The organism is uncultured Oscillibacter sp., assembly GCF_950073225.1.
In the GTDB taxonomy this organism is placed as follows: domain Bacteria; phylum Bacillota; class Clostridia; order Oscillospirales; family Oscillospiraceae; genus Oscillibacter.
Genome location: NZ_CATMPS010000015.1, coordinates 34,894 through 54,383, shown reverse-complemented (window position 1 = coordinate 54,383; position 19,490 = coordinate 34,894). Strand labels below are relative to the sequence as shown.

The following is a 19,490-nucleotide window of genomic DNA, read 5'->3' as shown; positions in this document are numbered from 1 at the left end:
AGTGGGTTCCAAAATAAAGGGGGCGGTTCGCGCCCCATGAGAAAGGAGCGGCGCACGATGCTGCTGGGCGTTGACTACTACCCCGAGCAATGGGACCCCGCCCTGATGGACGCCGATATGGACGTCATTCGGGAGATGGGGGGCGATACAATCCGGATTGCCGAGTTCTCCTGGCATCTGATGGAGCCTGCCGAGGGGCAGTATGACTTCTCCTTTTTTGACCGCGTCATCGCCAAGGCCAAGGAAAAGAACCTGAAGGTCATCCTGGGCACGCCTACCGCCACGATTCCCGCATGGCTTGCGAGCAAATACCCGGATATCCTCTCCCGGTTTGAGAACGGACAGCCCCGGGCCTTTGGCGGACGCCACGTTTGCTGCTACAACAGCCCGGAGCTGTATGCGTATTCGGAGAAAATCATCCGGGCCATGGCGGGCCATTACCGGAACGAGCCGCAGATCGCCGTCTGGCAGGCCGACAACGAGCTGGGCCACGAGGGAAGCGACCTCTGCTGGTGCCCCCGGTGCCGGGAGGCGTTCCGCCGGTATCTCCGCAAAAAGTTCGATGGGGACATTCACCGCCTCAATGACGCCTACGGGACTGCCTTCTGGTCCCAGGAATACAATGATTTTGACGAGATTCCCCTTCCCGCTCCTACCATCACCACCCATAATCCCGCCCTGCGGCTGGACTGGGAGCGGTTCCGGAGCGAAATCCTTTGCAATTTCCTGGACTTTCAGGCCCGCCTGATTCGGGAGCTTTCCCCCGGGGCCGTGGTCATTCACGACTTCCCCGGCGGGGGTCTGGACCGGCGCTTTGACTACGCCCAGGCCGCCAAAAGCCTGGACGCGGCGGCCTATAACAACTACCCTGTCTGGGGCGGGGAAAAGGAACCCCTCCCTCCCCACGAAATTGCGTTCGGCCTGGACTATATCCGGGGACTGAAGCGGCAGAACTTCTGGATTACCGAGGCCATCATGGGGGCCCAGGGCCACGACGTCACCGGCTACCTCCCCCGGCCCGGCCAGGCGAAGCTGTGGTCCTGGCAGAGTATGGCCCACGGCTGTGAGTCCCTGCTGTATTTCCGCTACCGGGGCGCGGCCAAGGGGGCGGAGCAGTTTTGCTGCGGCATCCTTGACGCGGACAACCGGAAGGGCCGGAAATTCTATGAGGTCCAGAGCTTTTTCCGGGAGGTTTCCCGTTACGCCCAGGCCCTGGAGTCCCCCATGCGCGGCGAGGCGGCCATCGTCTATGACTACGACTCCCTGGCCTCCTTCCGCATCCAGCGCCAAAGCCTCCTGCTGGACTGCCCGGGCGAGATGAAAAAGCTCTACAAGGCCTTCTACGACCGGAACGTCTCCGTGGACGTTATTCCGGCGGAGGCGGACCTCACGGGCTACAAGGCGGTCCTCCTCCCCCAGCTCACCGTCGTCAAGCCGGAGTTCCTGGCCAGGGCGGAGCGGTTTGTCCGGGAGGGCGGCACGCTGGTCCTCACGTACCGGACCGGGGTGAAAGACCCGGACAACAACCTCTTCTTTGGGGAGGTCCTGCCGGTGGGCTGGGCCGGGCTTGCCGGGGTGACGGTGGCGGAGACGGAGAGCCTCCAGACCTTGAACGCCTTCCCGGTCGTGGGCGAGGGCGCGTTTGCCGGAACGGAGGGCCGCGGCGGCGTCTTCCGGGACATGCTGGAGGTCCGGGACGCCGAGGTCCTCTACCGTTACGGCGACCCCTTCTACACAGACTTCGCCGCCGTCACCCGGAAACGGCACGGGCCCGGCGCGGTATACTATTTCGGCTGTTCCCTGGACGAGGGCGTCACTTCCAGACTGACGGAAACCATTTTGTCGGACTGCCGTATCGAGGGCGTTCCCTCCCCCAGCGGTGTGGAGATCGCCGTCCGAGGAGGGCCGGAGCAGAAAATCCGGATGCTGATGAACCACAACGCCTTTGAGACGGAGGCCCTGGACATAACGCTGCCGCCTTACGGCTGCGTGGTCCAGACGCTTTAAGGAAAAGCCCCGTGGTGGGCCAAATGCGTCCCGTGCCTGCCGCCCGCAAACGGGCGGAGCTAGAGCAGGCCGTCAACTCGCTTCACCAATAGGAAAAGGCCCGCCGGGAGGCGGGCCTTTTGTGACGGTTTTTCGGCGGCGGTCAGGTCTGGATATCCGTCAGCCGGACCGCCTCCCCCTCCAGGGTGACGTGCAGGGGGGCGTTGTCCGGGAAGGAGAGAAGAACATAGCCGGAGTCCAGCTTTTTGAGCTTATGGATGTTCACCCGCCAGCTCCCATCCTCCCAGGTGGGCTGCCAGGCGTACAGCCAGGGGAAGCCGTTGCAATAGAGATATTGCCGCCCTTCGGAGTGGATGACGTACCAGGTCTTGACGGCGCATTGATCCATGGCCTTCCGGGCGGCGGCGGGGAGCTCCTCCACCGTCATGGCCCGTGCGTCGGGATTGGCGGCAAGGTCCGGGGGATTTCCCTGCTTCAGTGTCAGCGAGATACTGCCCTTGAGGTTCCCCAGATCCCCCTCCGGGGCATGGAGGAACAGGCGGTAAGATCCCGGCTTTACGGCCTCGCCGTCGAACACAAAGTCCGCCGCGCAGCGGAGCTCTCCGTTCGTCCGTTTGTTGGAGACGCTGTAATAGGTTACGTCCTCAGGGCTTTGCTCCATGCCGCAAAAGCCGATCTTCATGCGTCCGCCTGTTTCCGCCGTCACGTCGTAATGAATCCGATCCCCTTGGGACAGAATGTATTCCCCCAAATATATCCAGCTGCCGCCCTGCATCCGGGTCTGCTCCACAGGAATGGTGACATCCATGCCGCCCTCCTCCAGATCGTCCCAATCGCCGAATAGTTCCTCGACCTCCGCTTTGGTCATTTCCCGGACGGACCGGATTTTACCGTCCGCGCCCCGCTCCACCTTGAGATCCAGCAGGCCCTGGGGATTCATGTCCAGGGTCACGAAGGAGGCGTCGGGGCGGGAGTCCAGGAAAATCCGGACCATGTGCCCCTGGTAGTAATAGACCCGGCCCTCTTTGGTGATTCCGGCGGCCTTGTATTCCTCGACCTGTTTGGCCTCCAGCTCCTTTTCCAGGGCTTCTAATTCCTCGTCCCGGTCCAATGCTTTCAGCAGGATGGAACAGAGGGCGACGTTTTCCTTGGCGGCCCGGGCGATCCAGGCGTCCAGCGTGGCCTCGTCCCAATCCAGCTCGTCCCAATCCAGAAGGTTGACGAGAACGGAGAAAAAGGCGCTGCTGCCGTCCTCATAGGCCCGTTCCAGGAAGGCCGTCTGTTCCTCCCGGCTGAGGAAGGGAACCGCAATGCTGAACGCGGCGACATCGCCCTCCTCATAGCTCCGCTCTGCCAGGAGGGCGGACCGGAGGCGGAGATTTTCGCTCGACGACGCCTGGGCGGAAAGCGGCGGCAGGGCTGTTCCCTTGACCGGGCTTGCGCCCCGCTTGGCGGGCCCGGTGTAGGCTCCCGCCGCGGCGGCTCCCGTGGTCAGTGCCGCCGCCAGGACCAGGGACAGCAGGGCCGTCCATCTGGAAGGTTTTTTGAAGTTCATGATCGCGCTCAACCTCTCTTTCAATAATTCCGCGCTCTCGCCCAGGGACACGGAGCCCCGGGCGGCACGGTATCCGCCGCCGGACTCCAGAGCCCGGAGCAGGGCGTCCCCATAGGACAGGCGCTCCTCCGGCTTCAGGCGGCGGAGCACCGCCTCGTCACAGGCCAGCTCACAAGCCCGCTCAATCTCCCGGGCCATGACCCAGACCAAGGGGTTCCACCAGTGGAGGCACACGGTGAGCTGGACCAGCCACTTGTACAGCAGATCCCGCCGCCGGTAATGGGTCAGCTCGTGGAGGGCCGTACAGCGAAAATCCGCCTCGCTCACCGCCGCCGAGGGCAGGACGATCCGGGGCCGGAACAGCCCCAGCAGCATGGGGGAGGCGGCCAGGGGATTTTCCCACAGCTCCACGGGCCGCCGGACCTTCAGCTCCTCCCCGGTCCGGGCCAGCAGGTCCAGCAGGGCGGGGTCGGAGACCTCCCGCCGTCCGGCCCGGAGACAGCGGAGAAAATGCAGATAGGCGCTTACCCTCCACACCATCAGGACCAGCGCGCCGCCCAGCCAGGCCAGGGCCAGCGCCTCCGCCGGGGAAATCCCGGCGGACGCCGGGTCCGGCGGGGGAACGGAGGGCTGAACCGGATGGAGCGGATTTGGGGCGGTTTCAGCCTTGGCGGGAACCGTGTCCATTTCCGCCGCGTAGGGACTTGCGGCCTGGACGGCGGGCGGGGCTTCCGGCTCCCGGAACAGCGCTCCGATGGGGCTTGCTTGCGGCGAGAGGGGCAGCAGCAGCCGGAAGATGGCGACGAGCCAGACATAGTACTGCCAGCGGCGGCTGACCCTCCCCCGGAGCAGGGGGCCGCACAGCAGCAGGACCAGGATGACCAGGGACCCGGAGAGGGACAGGGAGACCGGGACCTTTAGGTATTCAGCCATGGCCGTTCCGTTCCTCCTCCCAAAAGCGTTTCAGCTCCTCGTAGTCGCCGGGGGAGATGGCCTCCTGCCGGATCAGGGCGGCCACCAGCCCCATGGCGCTTCCGGCGTAGAGCTTGTTTACCAGCACCTGGGTCTGGGCGGCCTGGTACTCCGCCTCGGACACGGCGGCGGCGTACTCGTTCCGCCGTCCCAGCTTGCGGACGGTGAGAAAGCCCTTGTCCACCAGCCGGGACAACAGGGTGATGACCGTGTTCTTCTGCCAGCTCCGGCCCTCCTCCGCCAGGGCCTCCATGATTTGGGCGTACAAAGCGGCCCCCCCGGCGGACCAGATGATTTTCATCAGCTCCAGCTCCGAATCGGAAATCTGCGGCGCGCTCATAAAGCATCCTCCTTTGCGTACAAGTTGTAGGCTAAAATTATGATAACACCATGTAGGCCAATTGTCAAGAGGCCGGGAAGAAAAAGAATCCCGCCGGAAGGCATGGCCTTCCGGCGGGGTTGGGTTATCCGGTAATTTTCCGTTCCAGTTCCGCTTTCACCTGCATGTAGTTGTGGAAGGGGATGGGCAGGGCCTCCCCGGTGATGAGGGCTGCCTCGTAGCGCCGGACGGACATGACGTAGCGGCTGTTCACCGTGTAGCAGCGGTGGATGGGGCAGAAGGGCTCCGGCAGCATGGCGTTGACCTCGCTGATGCTGAGGTCGCTCTGGATGATTTTGTCCGCGCAGTGAAACTCCGCCTTGCGGTTCCGGCTCTGGACGTAGAAAATCATGTCCGGCTGGATGAACAGCGTCGAACTGCCGCAGGGGACGGCCAGCCGCTTTTTAGGCGGAATCTCAATCAGCACGTCCCGGACGAACTGATAGGCGGACATCTCCAGCTTGGGCCCGCTTTCGCTCAGGGAAAAGGGGTGGAGGAATTCATAGTTGGCGTGGAGCAGCACCAGCTTGGTCTCCGTGCCGATGAGCTGATACAGGAAGGTATAGGAGGCGGTAACGGTGTCCTCTTCCGGGTGATCCGGAATGCAGGCCCGCACCTCGCCCATCACCGCCTGACAGCGGGGGGTGATGGACAAGGGGGTGTATTCCTCCTGGGTGATCTGATAGATTTTCTTCCGCTTCTCCACCCCGGCCTCCAGCCGGGCGCGGATGACCTCGCCGCCGATCAACACCCGTCCCCCGGTGCCCAGCCACACGCTTTTCGGGCAGAGGCGGGATAAATAGGGCTCAAAATTCCCGGCGTAGTAACCGTGGGTGATCTCCCGGGTCAGGGCCACGGTATCCTCCAGCTGTCCGCTCATGGGGCTCCCTCCCCTTTGTGATTATTGTAACAATATTATACAATAACCGTCAGAAAAAGGCAAGAGGGAAAAGGTGATACCTTTAGGTTCGGCTGGAAATTTGATACATTCTGTACGGGATTTCAGCGCCTGGTTACACGCCGCTGCGGTACTGCTCCGCCGTCAGCTTGACGCTGACCCCGCCGGGGCCCAGGGGCGTGGCCCAAACCTGCAATTGGTTCTCCAGAGGGCTGTTTTCGTCGATGCGGAAGGCCCGGGTGATTTTCTGCCCCGCCGGGAGGTAGATGCCGGTAAAGCCCTCCTTGCCCGCGCCGACCGTATGGAGGCGTTCGATATTAATTCGGGCTTCCGACTCACCGGTGTTCTCTATGGTGACGGCGGCGTATTTGCCCAGCAGGCCCGTGAAGGCGAAGGTGTGCTCGATCTCGTACTCGTCCTTAAACTCCTGCCCGTCCATGGACCGTCCGGAGATACTGCCCAGGTTCATCTCTGCCGGGTCCACCTCGGTGTACATGCCGAAGGTCTGGCCGTACTCGGGCTTTTCCTTCAGGAGGCTCTTCTGACGGGCCCACTGCTCCATTTGGAGCTCCGGGTCGACAGAGCCCCGGCCATTAAAGTGGGCGCCGGCGGAGGCTCCGCTGCTGCCGGTTATAGGGAAGCCCTCGCTGGTGATTACCAAGGAGTTGGGGTCCGCCTTGCCGTCGCTGCCCACTTCGGTGGAGCCATAGAGATTAAAGTCATGCCGCTGGGCGGAGGCGTAAAGCGGTCTCCAATCCTGTTCTCCGGTGGGCTTCCCCTCTTTATCACGGAGTTCCCGGCCCTTGGCCCCGAACTCCAGCTGGTTGGCCTCCTCATGGAAGTTCACGCCGTCGGTCACGTCGAAGAGCTCCGCCACGGCGGTGGCCTCAATGTAGTAGTGGACTTCCCCCTTGTTATCCGGGTACGCCAGAACCTTGGGTGCCGTGCCGCCCTTTTCCGTGGTCAGGGTCTCGCCGGGGGCAATCTGCTGTTTCAGGAACACGCCCACGCCGACCTGGGCGGGCTCCGCTCCGCCGGAGGGCGGGGCTTTGGAATCGCCGTTGGCCGCGAAGGACGCGGAAATCAGCCCGATCAGCAGGACCATGGTGACCATGCCTGCCACGAAGGGGGTGTAGTTCTTTCTCATTTCCCGTTTGCCGTGCATTGTAATTCTCCTTTACCATTTCATATTTTCCGCGATCTGAAACAGGTCTTCCCGCTCCAGACCCTTGGCGCTGAGCAGGAACACGTCGGCCCCCTGGGTCCACAGGAGGCGGGACAGGGAGGTGTCCGGGTTATAGATGAGGATGGCGTCCTCCCCGTCCACCTCCACGTCCTCCAGGGTGAAGTTCCCCGCGAAGAGGCCGTTTTGCTCCTCCCCGTGCCACTGGTCTATATAGAAGTAGAGATTGTCCGGGTCCTCCTGGGAGTGGTAGGAAAAGACGGCGTGCCCTGTGGCCTTGGTTTTGTCCGGGTCCCGGACAAAGCCCTCCGGGGCCCAGCCGGGGATCAGGGGGCGGAAGGGCAGGTCCACGCCCGTGTCCTTGGGCCGGGCGGAGTAGCTGACCAGTCCGTTCTCCTGGGCGGCGTAGACCCGGTAGTTGTCGGGCCGTTCCGCCACCGCGCCGGAGGCCAGCAGAGCCCCCAGGGCCGCGATGACCGCCGCCAGCAGGGCCAGGGTTTTCCAGCGCCGTTTCCTCCTCCTCCGCAGAAGGGCGCTCATGGACGCCTCAAAGGTCAGGGAAAAGTTGTGCCCGCAGTCCTCCCGCTTGGGGAGGGTATCCAGCCAGCGCTCCGCCGCCTCCGGTGCCGCGGCGTACAGCATCTCGTCGGTGATGTTCAAACGATTTCCCCCCTTTCCGCCAGCTCCTCCGCCAGCTTGCGCTTGGCCCTGGCGAGAATCTGGCGCACATTTGCCGCCGTGGTCCCCAGGAGCTCCCCAATTTCGGCGGCGGAATAGCCGTTGTAGTACTTCAGCAGCAGCGCCTCCCGGTACCGGGGAGGCAGGGCCGCCATGGCCCCCGCCAGGGTCCCGTCGGAGGGCGGCGGGGCGCAGCCGGGGAACGCTTCCTCCTCAAGCTCCACCTCCGGCCTCCGCCTCCGGGCCCGGTAGAGGTCGATGGCCTTCCGCTCCGCCGTCACGGCGGCCAGATGCCGGGCCTGGGGCCCCAGCTTGGCGGGAAGGCGGCAGTTTGCGAGACTGAGGAAGGCCAGATGCACCGCGTCCTCCGCGTCCTGGGGATTTTGCAGGATACGGTTGGCCGCGTGGAACATCAGTCCCCGGTAGGCGCTGTACATCGCCTCGAACCGCGTCCGGTCCTCCGGGTTGTCGATGGCTTGCAGGTATGCCAGCATCTTGCCGCCTCCTCTCGTCTCTGTTCTCTTAAACGCTCCGGCGAAGCGGAATGTGACGCGCTCATGAAAAATTTTTTCGGATTTTATTATACGCCGGATTTGCGGCGGCGTCAAAAAACGCCTCCCCGTGCCCGAAAGCACGGGGAGGCGCGATGGAACGGCCGGCGTTTATTCCTTTTCCTGGGCGTGGATGGGATAGTCCTCCAGCACGTCCAGCAGACGGGAATAGTCCTGGGACGCCAGGTGGGTATACCGGGCCCAGCGGTTGCGGCACTGGTTCCGGGCCTCCACCAGCAGGGCCTCCGCCGCCTCGGGGAAGGTCCGCTGGAGGGAGTTGAACCGGACCTCGCCCATGAAGAACTCCCGGAGATCATACCGGGGCTCCTGGAAGTCCAGCATGAAGGGGTTCTTGCCCTCCAGCTTCCGCTTGGGGTCATAGCGGTAGAGGACCCAGTAGCCGCTGCGGACGGCCAGCCTGGCCTCCTCCTGGGCCCAGGCCATGCCCTTGACAATGCCGTGGTTGATGCAGGGAGCGTAGGCCACGATGAGGGACGGCCCGTCGTGGGCCTCCGCCTCCCGGAGGGCCTTGATGTACTGGGCGGGGTCCGCCCCCAGGGCGACGGACGCAACATACACGTTCTGGTACTGGGTGGCCAGCATCCCCAGGTCCTTTTTCTCCGTCCGCTTGCCCGCGGCGGCGAACTGGGCCACCGCGCCGAAGGGCGTGGCCTTGGAGGATTGTCCGCCGGTGTTGGAGTAGACCTCCGTGTCCACCACCAGGATGTTCACGTCCTCCCCGGAGGCCAGTACGTGGTCCAATCCGCCGTAGCCGATGTCATAGGCCCAGCCGTCGCCGCCGTACATCCACATGCTCTTTTTCACCAGCTGGTCCTGGGCCTTGCGGACGGCCTCGATCTTCTCCCCGGTCTCGGAGGTATTTTTCAGGGCGTCCATTACCGCGTCGCTGAGCTGGATGGTCCGCTCCTTGTCCTCGAAGCCCTCCAGCCAGGCAGAGAGGGCCGCTTTCAGGCTTTCGTCCTTCGTCTCCTCCAGCAGCTCCCGGACCTCCCGCTGGAGGCGGAGCCGCTGCTGGCGGACGCTGAGGACCATGCCCAGGGAGTACTCGGCGTTGTTTTCAAAGAGGGAGTTGGAGAGGGCCGGGCCCCGTCCGTTGGGCTTGGTGGTGTAGGGATAGCTGGGGACGCTGAAGCCCCAGGCCTGGGTGCAGCCTGTGGCGTTGGCCACCACCATCCGCTCGCCGAAGAGCTGGGTCAGCAGCTTCATGTAAGGCGTCTCGCCGCAGCCCGCGCAGGCCCCGGAGAACTCCAGCAGGGGCTGCTCGTACTGACTGCCCTTGACGGTGAACTTGTTCATGGGGTTTTCCTTGGGGGACAGGGCGAGGCTGTAATCCCAGTTGGGCTGTTCCGGCATCTGGCTTTCGATGGGCTCCATGACGATGGCCTTTTCCTTGGCGATGCAGGCGGCGGCGCAGGTGCCGCAGCCGGTGCAGTCCAGGGGGTCCACCTGGATGCGGAAGCGCAGGCCCTCGAAGCCCTTGCCCCTGGCCTCCTTGGTCACGTAGCCCGCCGGGGCCTTTTGGCCCTCCTCCTCATTTAACAGGAAGGGCCGGATGGCGGCGTGGGGGCACATGAGGGAGCACAGGTTGCAGCCGATGCAGTTTTCGGGAAGCCAGCTTGCCACATGGGAGGCAAAGCCCCGTTTCTCGTATTTGGAGGTGGACATGGGGACGCTTCCGTCCGCCGCGTCCCGGAAGGCGCTGACGGGGAGCTGGTCGCCCTTCTGGGCGTTGACGGCCCGCATGACGGTGCGGACGTACCAGGGGGACGTGGTGTCCTTCTCCTCCGGCTCGCCGGCGAGGGCTGCCCAGGCGGCGGGGACGGCGATCTCATGGAGGCCCGCCAGCCCCGCGTCCACGGCGGCGCAGTTCATCTGGACCACCTTGTCGCCCTTGCGGCCATAGGTTTTCTGGATGGCGGCCTTCATGTAGTCCACCGCCTGGTCCACCGGGAGCACGCCGGAGAGCTTGAAGAAGGCGGCCTGCAATACGCTGTTGGTCCGGTTCCCCAGGCCGATGGCCTGGGCGGCGGCGCCCGCGTCGATGGTATAGAACTTCGCTTTCCGCTCCGCCAGGAGGCGCTTGACCTTGTTGGGGAGATGGGCTTCCAGGTCCGCGTCGGACCAGTTGCAGTTGAGGAGGAAGATTCCGCCCTCCTTGAGCTCGTTTACGATGTCGTACTTGGCGATGTAGCTTTGATTGTGGCAGGCGATGAAGTCCGCCATGGTGACGTAGTAGGTGGAGAGAATCGGGGTGTGGCCGAAGCGGAGGTGGCTTTTCGTCACGCCGCCGGATTTCTTGGTGTCGTATTCAAAGTACGCCTGGACGTACTGGTCCGTGTTGTCCCCAATGATTTTAATGGAGTTTTTGTTGGCCCCCACCGTGCCGTCGGAGCCCAGGCCCCAGAACTTGCAGCTGATGGTCCGGCTGTCGGCGGTGACCACGTTTTCCCCGACGGGCAGGGAGTGGTGGGTCACATCGTCAGTGATGCCCACGGTGAAATGGTCTTTTTGCTCCCCGGCCATGTTGTCGTAGACGGCGATCATCTGGGCGGGGGTGGTGTCCTTGCTGGAAAGGCCGTACCGCCCGCCCAGCACCTGGACCCGGCGGTTCCCCTGCTGGAGGACGGAACAGACGTCCTTATAGAGGGGCTCGCCGCTTGCGCCGGGCTCCTTGGTCCGGTCCAGCACGGTTAACCGCCGGCAGCTCTCCGGCAGGGCCGCCAGGAAATGGGCGGCGCTGAAGGGCCGGTAGAGCCGGACCTGGAGGAAGCCCGCCTTGCGGCCCTGGGCGTTGAGATACCGGACCACCTCCTGGAGGCAGCCGGAGACGCTGCCCATGGCGATGACGATTTGCTCCGCCTCCGGGTCGCCATAGTAGTTGAAGAGCTTATAGTCCCGCCCCGTCAGGGCGGACATCCGGGCCATATAGTCCTCCACAATGCCGGGGACGGCGTCGTAGTAGGGGTTCACCGCCTCCCGGAGCTGGAAGGCCGTGTCCGGGTTGATGACGGTGGAGCGCATCAGGGGATGCTCGCTGTTTAAAGCGTTGGCCCGGAAGCGGTCCAGGGCCTCCCGGTCCACCATTTTGGCAAGGTCCCCGTAGTCCAGCACGTCGATCTTCTGAATCTCATGGCTGGTGCGGAAGCCGTCGAAGAAGTGCATAAAGGGCACCCGGCTTTTGATGGCGGAGAGGTGGGCCACGGCGGCTAAATCCATGCACTCCTGCACGCAGGAGCTGGCCAGCTGGGCAAAGCCCGTCTGGCGGCAGGCCATCACGTCCGAGTGGTCCCCGAAGATGGAGAAGGCGCTGGTGCCCACGGTCCGGGCGGCCACATGAATGACGCCGGGGAGGAGCTGGCCGGAAATCCGGTACAGCGGCGGCACCATCAGCATCAGGCCCTGGCTGGCGGTGTAGCTGGTGGTGAGGGCCCCCGCCTCCAGCGAGCCGTGCATGGCCCCGCAGGCCCCGGCCTCGCTCTGCATCTCCATGAGGCGCACGCTCTGGCCGAAGATGTTTTTCATCCCGTTGGCGGCCCAGGTGTCCACATGCTCCGCCATGGGGCTGGAGGGCGTGATGGGGTAGATGGTCGCGACCTCGGTAAAGGCGTAGCTTGCGTAGGCGGCGGCCTCGTTGCCGTCCATGGTCTTGCGTTTCATAAAATCCCCCTTCTCTCATCTGCCCGGTCCGCTGGATGCCAGGCTGTAAAATTCATATGTCTATTATCGCACGCAGACATCAGACTGTCAAGGAGAGAGTTTGCCAATTCCTTCCGATTAGAGGGTTCCGGAAAAAAGAATGGGAACCCTCAAAGGAGGGTTCCCAAAAGATTCCGGGACAGCTCTGCCCGGAAGTCCGGATGGGCGATGGCGATGAGGGCCCGGGCCCGTTCCAGAACGCTTTTGTATTTCAGGTCCGCCACGCCGTATTCCGTGACCACGTACTGGACGCAGGTGCGGGGGGTGGTGACGGTGCTTCCCGGCGGGAGCTGGGGGACAATCTTGGAGCGGGGGACTCCCGCCTTGTCCCGGTAGCTGGAGCGGAGGGCAATGATGCTCTTCCCGTCCTTGGACCACTGGGAGCCCAGCACCCATTCCAGCTGGCCCCCGGTGCCGGAGTACTGCCGGGGCCCTACGCTCTCGGCGTTGACCTGTCCGGTGAGGTCGATTTCCATGGCGTTGTTGATGGAGACCACCCGGTCGTTCTGAGCGATGCGGCGGGGATCGTTGGTCCAGTGGATGTCCTTCTGGCAAAAGGCCGGGTTGTCCCGGGCGAAGTCCCACAGGCGCTTGTCCCCGATGAAGTAAGCGCCCACGGACTGGCCCGGACAGGTCTGCTTGCGGCTGTTGTTCAGGACGCCCTTTTTCATCAGCTCCATGACGCAGTTTCCGATAACCTCCGTCTGGAGCCCCAGGTCCCGCTTTCCCGCGTCCACCAGGCACTCGCCCACAGCGTTGGCCAGGCCCCCCAGGCCGAATTGGACGCAGGCCCCGTCGGGGATCAGCTCCGCGATGTACGCCGCGATGCGGCGGTCCGTCTCTCCCGCCGGGACGGGCGGGTGCTCCGCCGGGGGACGGCTGTCCTCTACAATGGCGTCCGCCTCCGAGACGTGAAACAGCATGTGTCCCTCCCCGCCGCTGGAAAAGGAGGGGAGTCCGCTGTTCACAACAACCACGACGGTCTCCGCCTGTTCCAGCACCGCCCGGGGGACGCTGGCCCCCCAGAGGGAGCGGCACATCCACCCGTTTTCATCCGGAGGGGAGCAGGCAATCACCGCCGCCCGGGGCTGCCGGGCGCACATCCAGTCCCCGGTGGCGCTGAGGTGGGCGGGGACGTACCAGACATTTCCCTGTTTGGCCAGCAACCGCTCACCGGAGAAGAAATTGGCCTGATAGGAGACCAGGTCCGCGTTCTCCGGGGCCAGTAGCGCGGTGTCCAGCGGGGCATAGAGGGACAGCAGCTCGATATGTCCCTCCAGGGACCGCAGCCGCTCCGCCAGGGCTCCGTCCACGGCATAGGGCCAGTTGGCCGAGCCGCTGACCGCCACCGCGTCCCCGGGACGGATCCATTCCGCAGCCTGTACGGCGGTCGTCCGCAGCGCTTCGTATTGCCGCCGCCAGCCGCTAAGGCCGGAAGCGCGCCCCTTTCGGACCGGCGTTGGTAAAGTCATTGCAATCTCCCCCGTTTCTCAAGGCTCTTTCATGTCTGAGAGCAGCTTGCGTTTATCAAAAATTTTGGAGTTCATTTTCCGCTGAGGCCGGGCGGAGCTTTAAACCTCATACCACCGGATTTCGCCCCCGGCCAGCTCCAGCGGGAACCCGGACCCGTTCCCCCGGAAAACGGTGGTGCTTTGGGGCTCGCAGGTGTTGTTCACCACGCAGAAGCGTCCGCTCTCCACATAGGCGTGGACCTCTACGCGGCAGTTGGAGGAGAACCACTTTTCCAGGCAGTCCTCCCCATGGGCGGCCCAGAGAATCGCCCGGTGGAGCAGGCGGCAGTTTTCAAAGGAATAGGGCAGGCCGGAGATATACACCCCCCGGCCGGAGCCAAAGGCGTTTACCGCCAGCTGGACCTCCCGGTCCCGCTGGACCAGCACCTTCGCCCCCTCCAGGGCGTAGACGCTCCGCTGTCCCTCTCCGAAGTCCACGGGGCCCTCCGCGTCCGCCAGGATGAAGTGGAAGCGGTGCTCCTCCCAGTTGTACTTGTCGTAGCCCAGTGTAAAGCCCGTCTCCTTTTCAACTCCCAGCACCGGGGCCATTTGGAAATAGCGTCCCTGGTACTGGTGGCCGGAGGGCTCGCCCACGCCGAGGAAGCCGCCGCCGTTCCAGACGAAGCGCTTCACCGCGGCGGATACCTCCGGCTCCTCCCAGACGGCCCCGCCGGTGTGGGCGGTATCCCCGCCGCCGATGTTCAAGATAACATCCATCCCGTCCAGGGCGTGGGGGTCGTTCTTCAAATCATCGAAGCTCAAAAACCGCACGTCGAAGGGTGCGCCGGACAGGGCTTCGATGACCCCGGCGTAGGAGTAGTTCTGCTTTTGATACAGGGCGTGGTGGACCATGTGACAGCCCCAGGACCGGGCCCTTCCCCAGCAGTTCAGCACCGCCACGGTCTTGGCGCAGTAAGGCTTGGCCCCGTTGATGTGGACATAAAGCTCCCGGAACTCCTTGCAGACGGATTCCACATAATCGATGAACTCCGGGAATTCACAGGCCAGCTTCAAGTACCCGCCGTAGCCGATGCGGTCGATGGGCTTGCGGAGAATAGCCCGCCGGGCGGTAACCCAGTTCTCCCGGGCCTCTCTCACCGGGTCCCCTCCCTCATGGAAGGTGTCCGGGAAGAAGTAGGGCAGGAAGCGCCCCTCCGTGTACTTCACGCCGGGAATGTCGGAGATGAGGCGCAGGGTGGACCCGTTGCCCACGCTGCCCACCACGGCGTCCAGGCCGATGGACTTGAACTCCTCCAAATAGGGCTCCGTGCCGATCCAGTGGTCCCCCAGGAACATCATGGCCTCCTTGCCCAGTTCGTGGGTGAGGTCCACCATTTCCTTTGCCAGGGCCGCTACCTCCCGCCGCTGGAACGCCATGAAATCCTGGAACTCCTTGGAGGGAATCCGATACTGATTGTTATAATACCCCTGGTCGATGATAAATTCCGGCCGGAATTTGTAGCCGGCCTCCTTCTCAAACCGCTCCAGGATATAGGGGGACACGGAGGCGGAGTAGCCGTACCAGTCCACGTACTTCTCCCGTTTCAGCTCGTCGAAAATCAGGGTGAACTGGTGGAAGAAGGTGGTGTAGCGGATGACGTCCACATAGGGGTGGTCCTTTATAAACTTCCGCAGCCGCTCCATAGTAAACTTCCGGGTCTTGGGCTGGCGGACATCGAAGGTGATCTGGTGCTCGAAGTCCTTCCAGTCGTTGGTGACGGCGTTGTACATGTGGACCGGGTCCCAGATGAGATAGGCCAGGAAGCTGACCGTGTAGTCGTGGAACGCCTCCGGGGCGGGAATCACCACCGCGCCGCTTTCGGCGTCGTAGTCCCACTTCTCCGGAGCCAGGGGCGCTCCCGCGGTGCGGTCCATGACCTCCCACCAGCGCTTGATGCCGTCCCGGTCGTTGACCTTCAGCAGTTCCTCACTGACGCCCTTCAAAAGAGGGATGGACAGCGGCCCGCCGGAGGCGGTGTGAAACGCGGTCATAATGTAGCACTGCTGGACCTCGTCGGGGTTGGCTTTCGCCCAGGCGTTGTCCTTCCGGGTGGTGTAGTAGGTGGCGTAGACCTTGGCCCCCACGGATTTCAATTCCTCCGGGTAGTCCGTGCCGTCGCAGTCCCGGATGGCGTCGGCCCCCCAGCGCTCCAGCAGGGCCAGGGTCTCGGGAACCACGTCCACGTCCGTGGGGATGGTCACCCGGCCCTTGTTCTGTAAATCACTCATGCGTTACACTCCTTAGAGGCCAGGGCCTTTGTCGCCCTCAAAGGGCTTGTTGTACACCAGCAGCGCCGCCAGCAGCAGAATCACGCCCAGGATCATCAGCCCCAGGCCCTTCATCTGCCCCGTCAGGGTCCAGCCGAAGACGACCAGGGCCAGCCCCGCGAAAAAGAAACCCGCGATGAACAGCGCCCGGAGGCCCATGTGCTCTTTCCAAAATTTCATACCGTCACCTCATCCTTTCAGTCCGCCCACGGTCATGCCCTGGGTCAGCTTCTTCTGCACGCACATGTAGAGAATCAGCGTGGGCAGCATCACCAGCACAAGGCCCGCGTAGAGAATGCCGTATTCCGCCGAGGACTGCTGGGCCTGCATCAGGTTCAAAAGGCCCACGGGCAGGGTTTTTTGCCCCTGGGCGCTGCTCATCAGCGTCATGGAGATGATGTACTCGTTCCAGAAGGAGAGGAAGTTGAAGAGAATGATGGTGATGATGGAGGGCTGGGCCATGGGGAAGATAATGCGGATCATGGCCTGTCCATAGCCCGCGCCGTCAATGTAGGCGGCTTCCTCAAAGTCGTGGGGCAGGGTGGCGAAGTAGCCGGAGAGCAGATAGATGGTGAAGGGCAGGGCCGTGGAGGCGTACACCACCGCCAGCACCACCAGGTTGTTCAGCAAAAAGCCGTTCCCCACCAGGTTTTTCAGCCACGCGTCCCCGTCCCGGAGCATCAGGAAGATGGGCACCACGATGTAGTTCACGTTGATGAACAGACCCGCCATGAAGCAGGTGTTCAAAAACCGGCTCCCCCGGAAGCGGAACCGGGCCAGGCAGTAGGCCGCGGGCAGGGCAATCACCAGCAGCAGCACCAGGGACAGGGCCGTCACCAGGACGGAGTTGAGCATATAGCTGCCCATACTGGCGGCGTTCCACGCCTCCACGAAGTTCTGCCAGTAAAAGCCCGCGGGCAGGGCCCAGGGGTTTCCGTAGAACTCGCTGTTCTGCTTGATGGAGGCCAGGAACACCCAGGCCACCGGCACGATGATGACCACGGCCAGGGTAATCAATACCACATAGATGAAGATTTTATACAGCGTCTCGCCGGACATGCCTTTCTTTTCCTTCGTCATATCCTCGCCCCCTTACATTTCCAGCACTTCCCGCTTCGTCACCCAGTTCACCAGGGCGGACAGCAGGAAGGAGAACAGGAAAATCACCACGCCCGCCGCCATGGAATAGCCGTAGAGCCCGGCGTCCTTCTGGGCGTACATGAAGCTTAATCCCACGTCGGCCATGCCTTTGGCCACCATGGCCTTGACAAACAGGAACGCCATGTTGATGGTGGAGATGATGAAGAAGGTGAGCGTGGTACGGATGTTGGTCCAAATCAAAGGCAGGGTCAGCTGGAAGAACTGGGTCAGCCGCCCCGCGCCGTCCAGCCCGGCGCTCTCGTAGAGGCTTTCAGGCACGGCGGACATGGAGGCCATGTACATGACCATATAATAGCCGATGGCCTGCCAGACCATGGCGATGATGACGCTGACGATGACCATGGGCTGGTCCTTCCAGAGGACCATGACGGTCTCCCCCTTGAAGAAGGACAGGATGCTGTTCAGCATGCCGTTTTCCGGCTTGTAGATGGCGGAGAAGATGCCGGCGATGACCACCACGGAGAGAATATTCGGAATGTAGAACACGATGCGGAAGAAGTTCTGCCCCTTGATTTTCTCCCGGGTCAGAATCGCCGCGAATACGATGGCGAAGAAAAAGGTGATAAGCGTCACGGTGACGATCAGCAGAATCGTGTTCTGCATAGCCGTGATGAATTTCACGTCCTTCGCCAGAGCCTGGAAGTTCGCCATGCCCACGAAGGTTTCCGTGGGCGAGTAGGCCCCCCGCTCAAACAGGGACATGCGGAACACATTCAGGGTGGGCAGAATCATGAATACGAAGTACAGGATCACCGCCGGGGCGACGCACAGGGTCAGGAACCGCCCCCGGCTCTTGCTGCTGCGCATAGGAAATCCACTCCTTTCGGGTCATATCGCGGAAGTAAAACAGGCGGCGGCGAGCAGAAACACTCGCCGCCGCCCACGGATTACGGACTATGCGGTTTTTGACGCGGGGCTCAGCCCATGATGTTGGCCCGCATCTGGTCGCTGGCGGCCTTGATGTCGCTGACCCACTGGTCCACGGTCACGCTGCCGTTCACCAGGCCGTTGACGGGGTCCAGGAAGACCTCGCGGACGGTGCCAAGGCCCGCCACGGCGTTGTAGGCCGCGAAGTTGCCCATGGCCGCGTCGGCTCCGTTGTCATAGATGGCGTAGAACATCTTGTTGTCGCCTTCCAGGTTGTCGGTCAGGCCGGGCACGGGCTGCACCGCGCCGCCCTTGGCGAAGATGGCGCAGGCCGCGTCGCTGTACAGGAAGGCCACGAACTGCTTGGCGGCGTCCAGGTTGGGAGCGGCGGCGGGAATCCACGCCTGCTCCAGCCAGCAGTAGCTGGCGCCGTTTCCGCCGGCCTTGGCGGCGGGCAGGGCGGTCATGCCCCACTGGAAGCCCTCGGCCCGGGGAGCCTCGGCCATCTCGCCGACGATCCAGGTGCCGTTGGGCATGAACAGGGCCTTGTTGTCCAGCACCAGCTGCTGGTTCTGGGTGAAGTCCTGGTCATTGGCCTGGGCGGGGGTGACGGGGTTCGTGTAAGAAGCCAGCTTGGCGATGATGTCGAAGCACTGCTGGGCCTCGGGGGTGTCCCAGATGCCCTCGGCATAGGTGGTGGCCTTGTTGAAGAAGTCGGGGCCGCCCACGGAGTACATCAGGGCGTACAGGAAAGCGTCAAAGTAGCCGGTGGTGGGATAGGTGAAGAGGTAGCTGCCCTCGGCCTGGGCCTTCTCGGCCAGCTCCCACATTTCGTCCCAGGTGGCGGGGACGGTCCAGCCCTTTTCCTCGAAGAGGCCCGCGTTGTAGAACAGGCCGCAGGGAGAGTAGAACATGGGGGCCAGGTAGGTCACGCCGTCGCCATAGGGGTTCGTCACGGAGGTGTCGGTGAAGCCGCCGACAATTTTGTCGGAGACCTTCACGCTTTCACCGGGGATGGTCATGGACAGCACGTCGGTGAGTTCGGCGATGTTGCGGTCCTTGATGAACTGCTCAGTGAGGCCCTTCTCACGGCCGGTGGCCAGGTGGATCACGTCGGGGAAGTCGCCGCCCTGCATGGACGGCCCGATGACGTCTTCCAGGTTCTTGTCGCAGATCAGGTTGACCTTCACGCCGGTCTCGGCGGTGAAAGCGTCGCAGACCTCCTGCCACATGCCGGGATAGGCTTCCTCATAGCCGGAGGCCAGGGCGGCCACGGTGATGGTCACGTCCTCGGCGGGCGGCGGGGTCTGGGTATCGCCGCTGTCGGCGGGGGGCGGGGTGGTGGTCCCGGCGTCGGAACCGCCGTTCCCGCCGCCGCAGGCGGCCAGGGACAGCACCAGCGCCAGAGTCAGCAAGAGACTGAAAAACTTCTTCATAAGTCTACCTCCTTATAATATAGGGGCTTCCGCAGGCCGGTTTCCGGCCTTGTAAAATTTAGTATAACGAGTTAGCCGCTGGCAAAGCAATCCCTTTCTTGCGCAACTTTTTAGAAATCTTGCTCTCTTTGCATTTTGCCTTAATTTCTAGGAGATACCATGCCCCGCTTTAGGCAAAACTGATAATTTTGCATATTCCTTCCTTCCGCTCTCTGTCTCCTCGACAAAATCCCGGCAGGATGGAAAAAATATTTTATCAAAAGTTGCGCCGCCGGGACAAAGGCGGTATAATGAGGGACAGGCCGTG

General features: G+C 63.1%; 14 protein-coding genes. 1 reads left to right on the top strand and 13 read right to left on the bottom strand.

The genetic code is table 11. The features are described from left to right. The first annotated feature begins 36 nt into the window (after positions 1–36). Positions 37–2,007 (top strand): beta-galactosidase, encoded by a 1,971-nt coding sequence (locus Q1M04_RS09110; RefSeq protein WP_300346437.1) that lies wholly within the window; start codon positions 37–39, stop codon positions 2,005–2,007. 142 nt (positions 2,008–2,149) lie between these two features. Here the strand turns inward: Q1M04_RS09110 and Q1M04_RS09105 are convergent, their stop codons facing one another. The 13 genes from Q1M04_RS09105 to Q1M04_RS09045 all read right to left on the bottom strand — a co-directional run bounded on the left by Q1M04_RS09105 (position 2,150) and on the right by Q1M04_RS09045 (position 19,183). Beyond that, positions 2,150–4,495 carry a M56 family metallopeptidase gene (locus tag Q1M04_RS09105; RefSeq protein WP_297999353.1) on the bottom strand — a complete coding sequence of 782 codons (2,346 nt, stop codon included), beginning with the start codon at positions 4,493–4,495 and terminating at the stop codon, positions 2,150–2,152. After that, entirely contained in the window at positions 4,488–4,874 is a 387-nt protein-coding gene (locus Q1M04_RS09100; RefSeq protein WP_293279812.1) for a BlaI/MecI/CopY family transcriptional regulator, read from the bottom strand. Before Q1M04_RS09100 ends, Q1M04_RS09105 begins: the two co-directional genes overlap by 8 nt. Positions 4,875–4,998: 124 nt before the next feature. After that, positions 4,999–5,793, bottom strand: a complete 795-nt coding sequence (locus Q1M04_RS09095) for a LytTR family DNA-binding domain-containing protein (RefSeq protein WP_297999355.1) — start codon at positions 5,791–5,793, stop codon at positions 4,999–5,001. A 133-nt stretch (positions 5,794–5,926) separates the two neighbouring features. After that, complete coding sequence (locus Q1M04_RS09090; protein WP_297999357.1) at positions 5,927–6,976, bottom strand: hypothetical protein; 1,050 nt, start codon at positions 6,974–6,976, stop codon at positions 5,927–5,929. 12 nt (positions 6,977–6,988) lie between these two features. Further along, a complete protein-coding gene (locus Q1M04_RS09085; RefSeq protein WP_297999359.1) occupies positions 6,989–7,654 on the bottom strand; it encodes a DUF4367 domain-containing protein in 666 nt (221 codons plus the stop codon). Then, positions 7,651–8,166 carry an RNA polymerase sigma factor gene (locus tag Q1M04_RS09080; RefSeq protein WP_297999361.1) on the bottom strand — a complete coding sequence of 172 codons (516 nt, stop codon included), beginning with the start codon at positions 8,164–8,166 and terminating at the stop codon, positions 7,651–7,653. The genes Q1M04_RS09085 and Q1M04_RS09080 overlap by 4 nt, the downstream gene beginning before the upstream one ends. A 168-nt stretch (positions 8,167–8,334) precedes the next feature. Beyond that, a complete protein-coding gene (gene nifJ / locus Q1M04_RS09075) occupies positions 8,335–11,901 on the bottom strand; it encodes a pyruvate:ferredoxin (flavodoxin) oxidoreductase (RefSeq protein ID WP_297999362.1) in 3,567 nt (1,188 codons plus the stop codon). A 149-nt stretch (positions 11,902–12,050) separates the two neighbouring features. After that, positions 12,051–13,412, bottom strand: coding sequence for an acetyl-CoA hydrolase/transferase family protein (locus tag Q1M04_RS09070; RefSeq protein ID WP_297999364.1), 1,362 nt, complete (start codon positions 13,410–13,412; stop codon positions 12,051–12,053). 99 nt (positions 13,413–13,511) lie between these two features. Beyond that, the gene (gene gnpA / locus Q1M04_RS09065; RefSeq protein ID WP_297999367.1) at positions 13,512–15,680 is read right to left on the bottom strand and encodes a 1,3-beta-galactosyl-N-acetylhexosamine phosphorylase; all 2,169 of its coding nucleotides are present in this window, start codon (positions 15,678–15,680) and stop codon (positions 13,512–13,514) included. Between the two features lie 12 nt (positions 15,681–15,692). Beyond that, positions 15,693–15,899: a DUF6903 family protein gene (locus tag Q1M04_RS09060; RefSeq protein ID WP_295754906.1), complete on the bottom strand. Its 207-nt coding sequence runs from the start codon at positions 15,897–15,899 to the stop codon at positions 15,693–15,695. Positions 15,900–15,908: 9 nt separating this feature from the next. Then, positions 15,909–16,799 carry a carbohydrate ABC transporter permease gene (locus Q1M04_RS09055; protein ID WP_293278685.1) on the bottom strand — a complete coding sequence of 297 codons (891 nt, stop codon included), beginning with the start codon at positions 16,797–16,799 and terminating at the stop codon, positions 15,909–15,911. Positions 16,800–16,811: 12 nt separating this feature from the next. Beyond that, positions 16,812–17,687, bottom strand: coding sequence for a carbohydrate ABC transporter permease (locus Q1M04_RS09050; RefSeq protein ID WP_293278687.1), 876 nt, complete (start codon positions 17,685–17,687; stop codon positions 16,812–16,814). Between the two features lie 110 nt (positions 17,688–17,797). Continuing rightward, complete coding sequence (locus tag Q1M04_RS09045; protein ID WP_297998896.1) at positions 17,798–19,183, bottom strand: carbohydrate ABC transporter substrate-binding protein; 1,386 nt, start codon at positions 19,181–19,183, stop codon at positions 17,798–17,800. Positions 19,184–19,490 lie beyond the last annotated feature (307 nt).

Coding starts and splice junctions, on each gene's coding strand:
- Q1M04_RS09100 (WP_293279812.1), bottom strand. CDS start 4,874: ATGAGCGCGCCGCAGATTTCCGATTCGGAGCTGGAGCTGATGAAAATC.
- Q1M04_RS09110 (WP_300346437.1), top strand. CDS start 37: ATGAGAAAGGAGCGGCGCACGATGCTGCTGGGCGTTGACTACTACCCC.
- nifJ (WP_297999362.1), bottom strand. CDS start 11,901: ATGAAACGCAAGACCATGGACGGCAACGAGGCCGCCGCCTACGCAAGC.
- Q1M04_RS09050 (WP_293278687.1), bottom strand. CDS start 17,687: ATGCGCAGCAGCAAGAGCCGGGGGCGGTTCCTGACCCTGTGCGTCGCC.
- Q1M04_RS09055 (WP_293278685.1), bottom strand. CDS start 16,799: ATGACGAAGGAAAAGAAAGGCATGTCCGGCGAGACGCTGTATAAAATC.
- gnpA (WP_297999367.1), bottom strand. CDS start 15,680: ATGAGTGATTTACAGAACAAGGGCCGGGTGACCATCCCCACGGACGTG.
- Q1M04_RS09095 (WP_297999355.1), bottom strand. CDS start 5,793: ATGAGCGGACAGCTGGAGGATACCGTGGCCCTGACCCGGGAGATCACC.
- Q1M04_RS09080 (WP_297999361.1), bottom strand. CDS start 8,166: ATGCTGGCATACCTGCAAGCCATCGACAACCCGGAGGACCGGACGCGG.
- Q1M04_RS09045 (WP_297998896.1), bottom strand. CDS start 19,183: ATGAAGAAGTTTTTCAGTCTCTTGCTGACTCTGGCGCTGGTGCTGTCC.
- Q1M04_RS09105 (WP_297999353.1), bottom strand. CDS start 4,495: ATGGCTGAATACCTAAAGGTCCCGGTCTCCCTGTCCCTCTCCGGGTCC.
- Q1M04_RS09060 (WP_295754906.1), bottom strand. CDS start 15,899: ATGAAATTTTGGAAAGAGCACATGGGCCTCCGGGCGCTGTTCATCGCG.
- Q1M04_RS09090 (WP_297999357.1), bottom strand. CDS start 6,976: ATGCACGGCAAACGGGAAATGAGAAAGAACTACACCCCCTTCGTGGCA.
- Q1M04_RS09070 (WP_297999364.1), bottom strand. CDS start 13,412: ATGACTTTACCAACGCCGGTCCGAAAGGGGCGCGCTTCCGGCCTTAGC.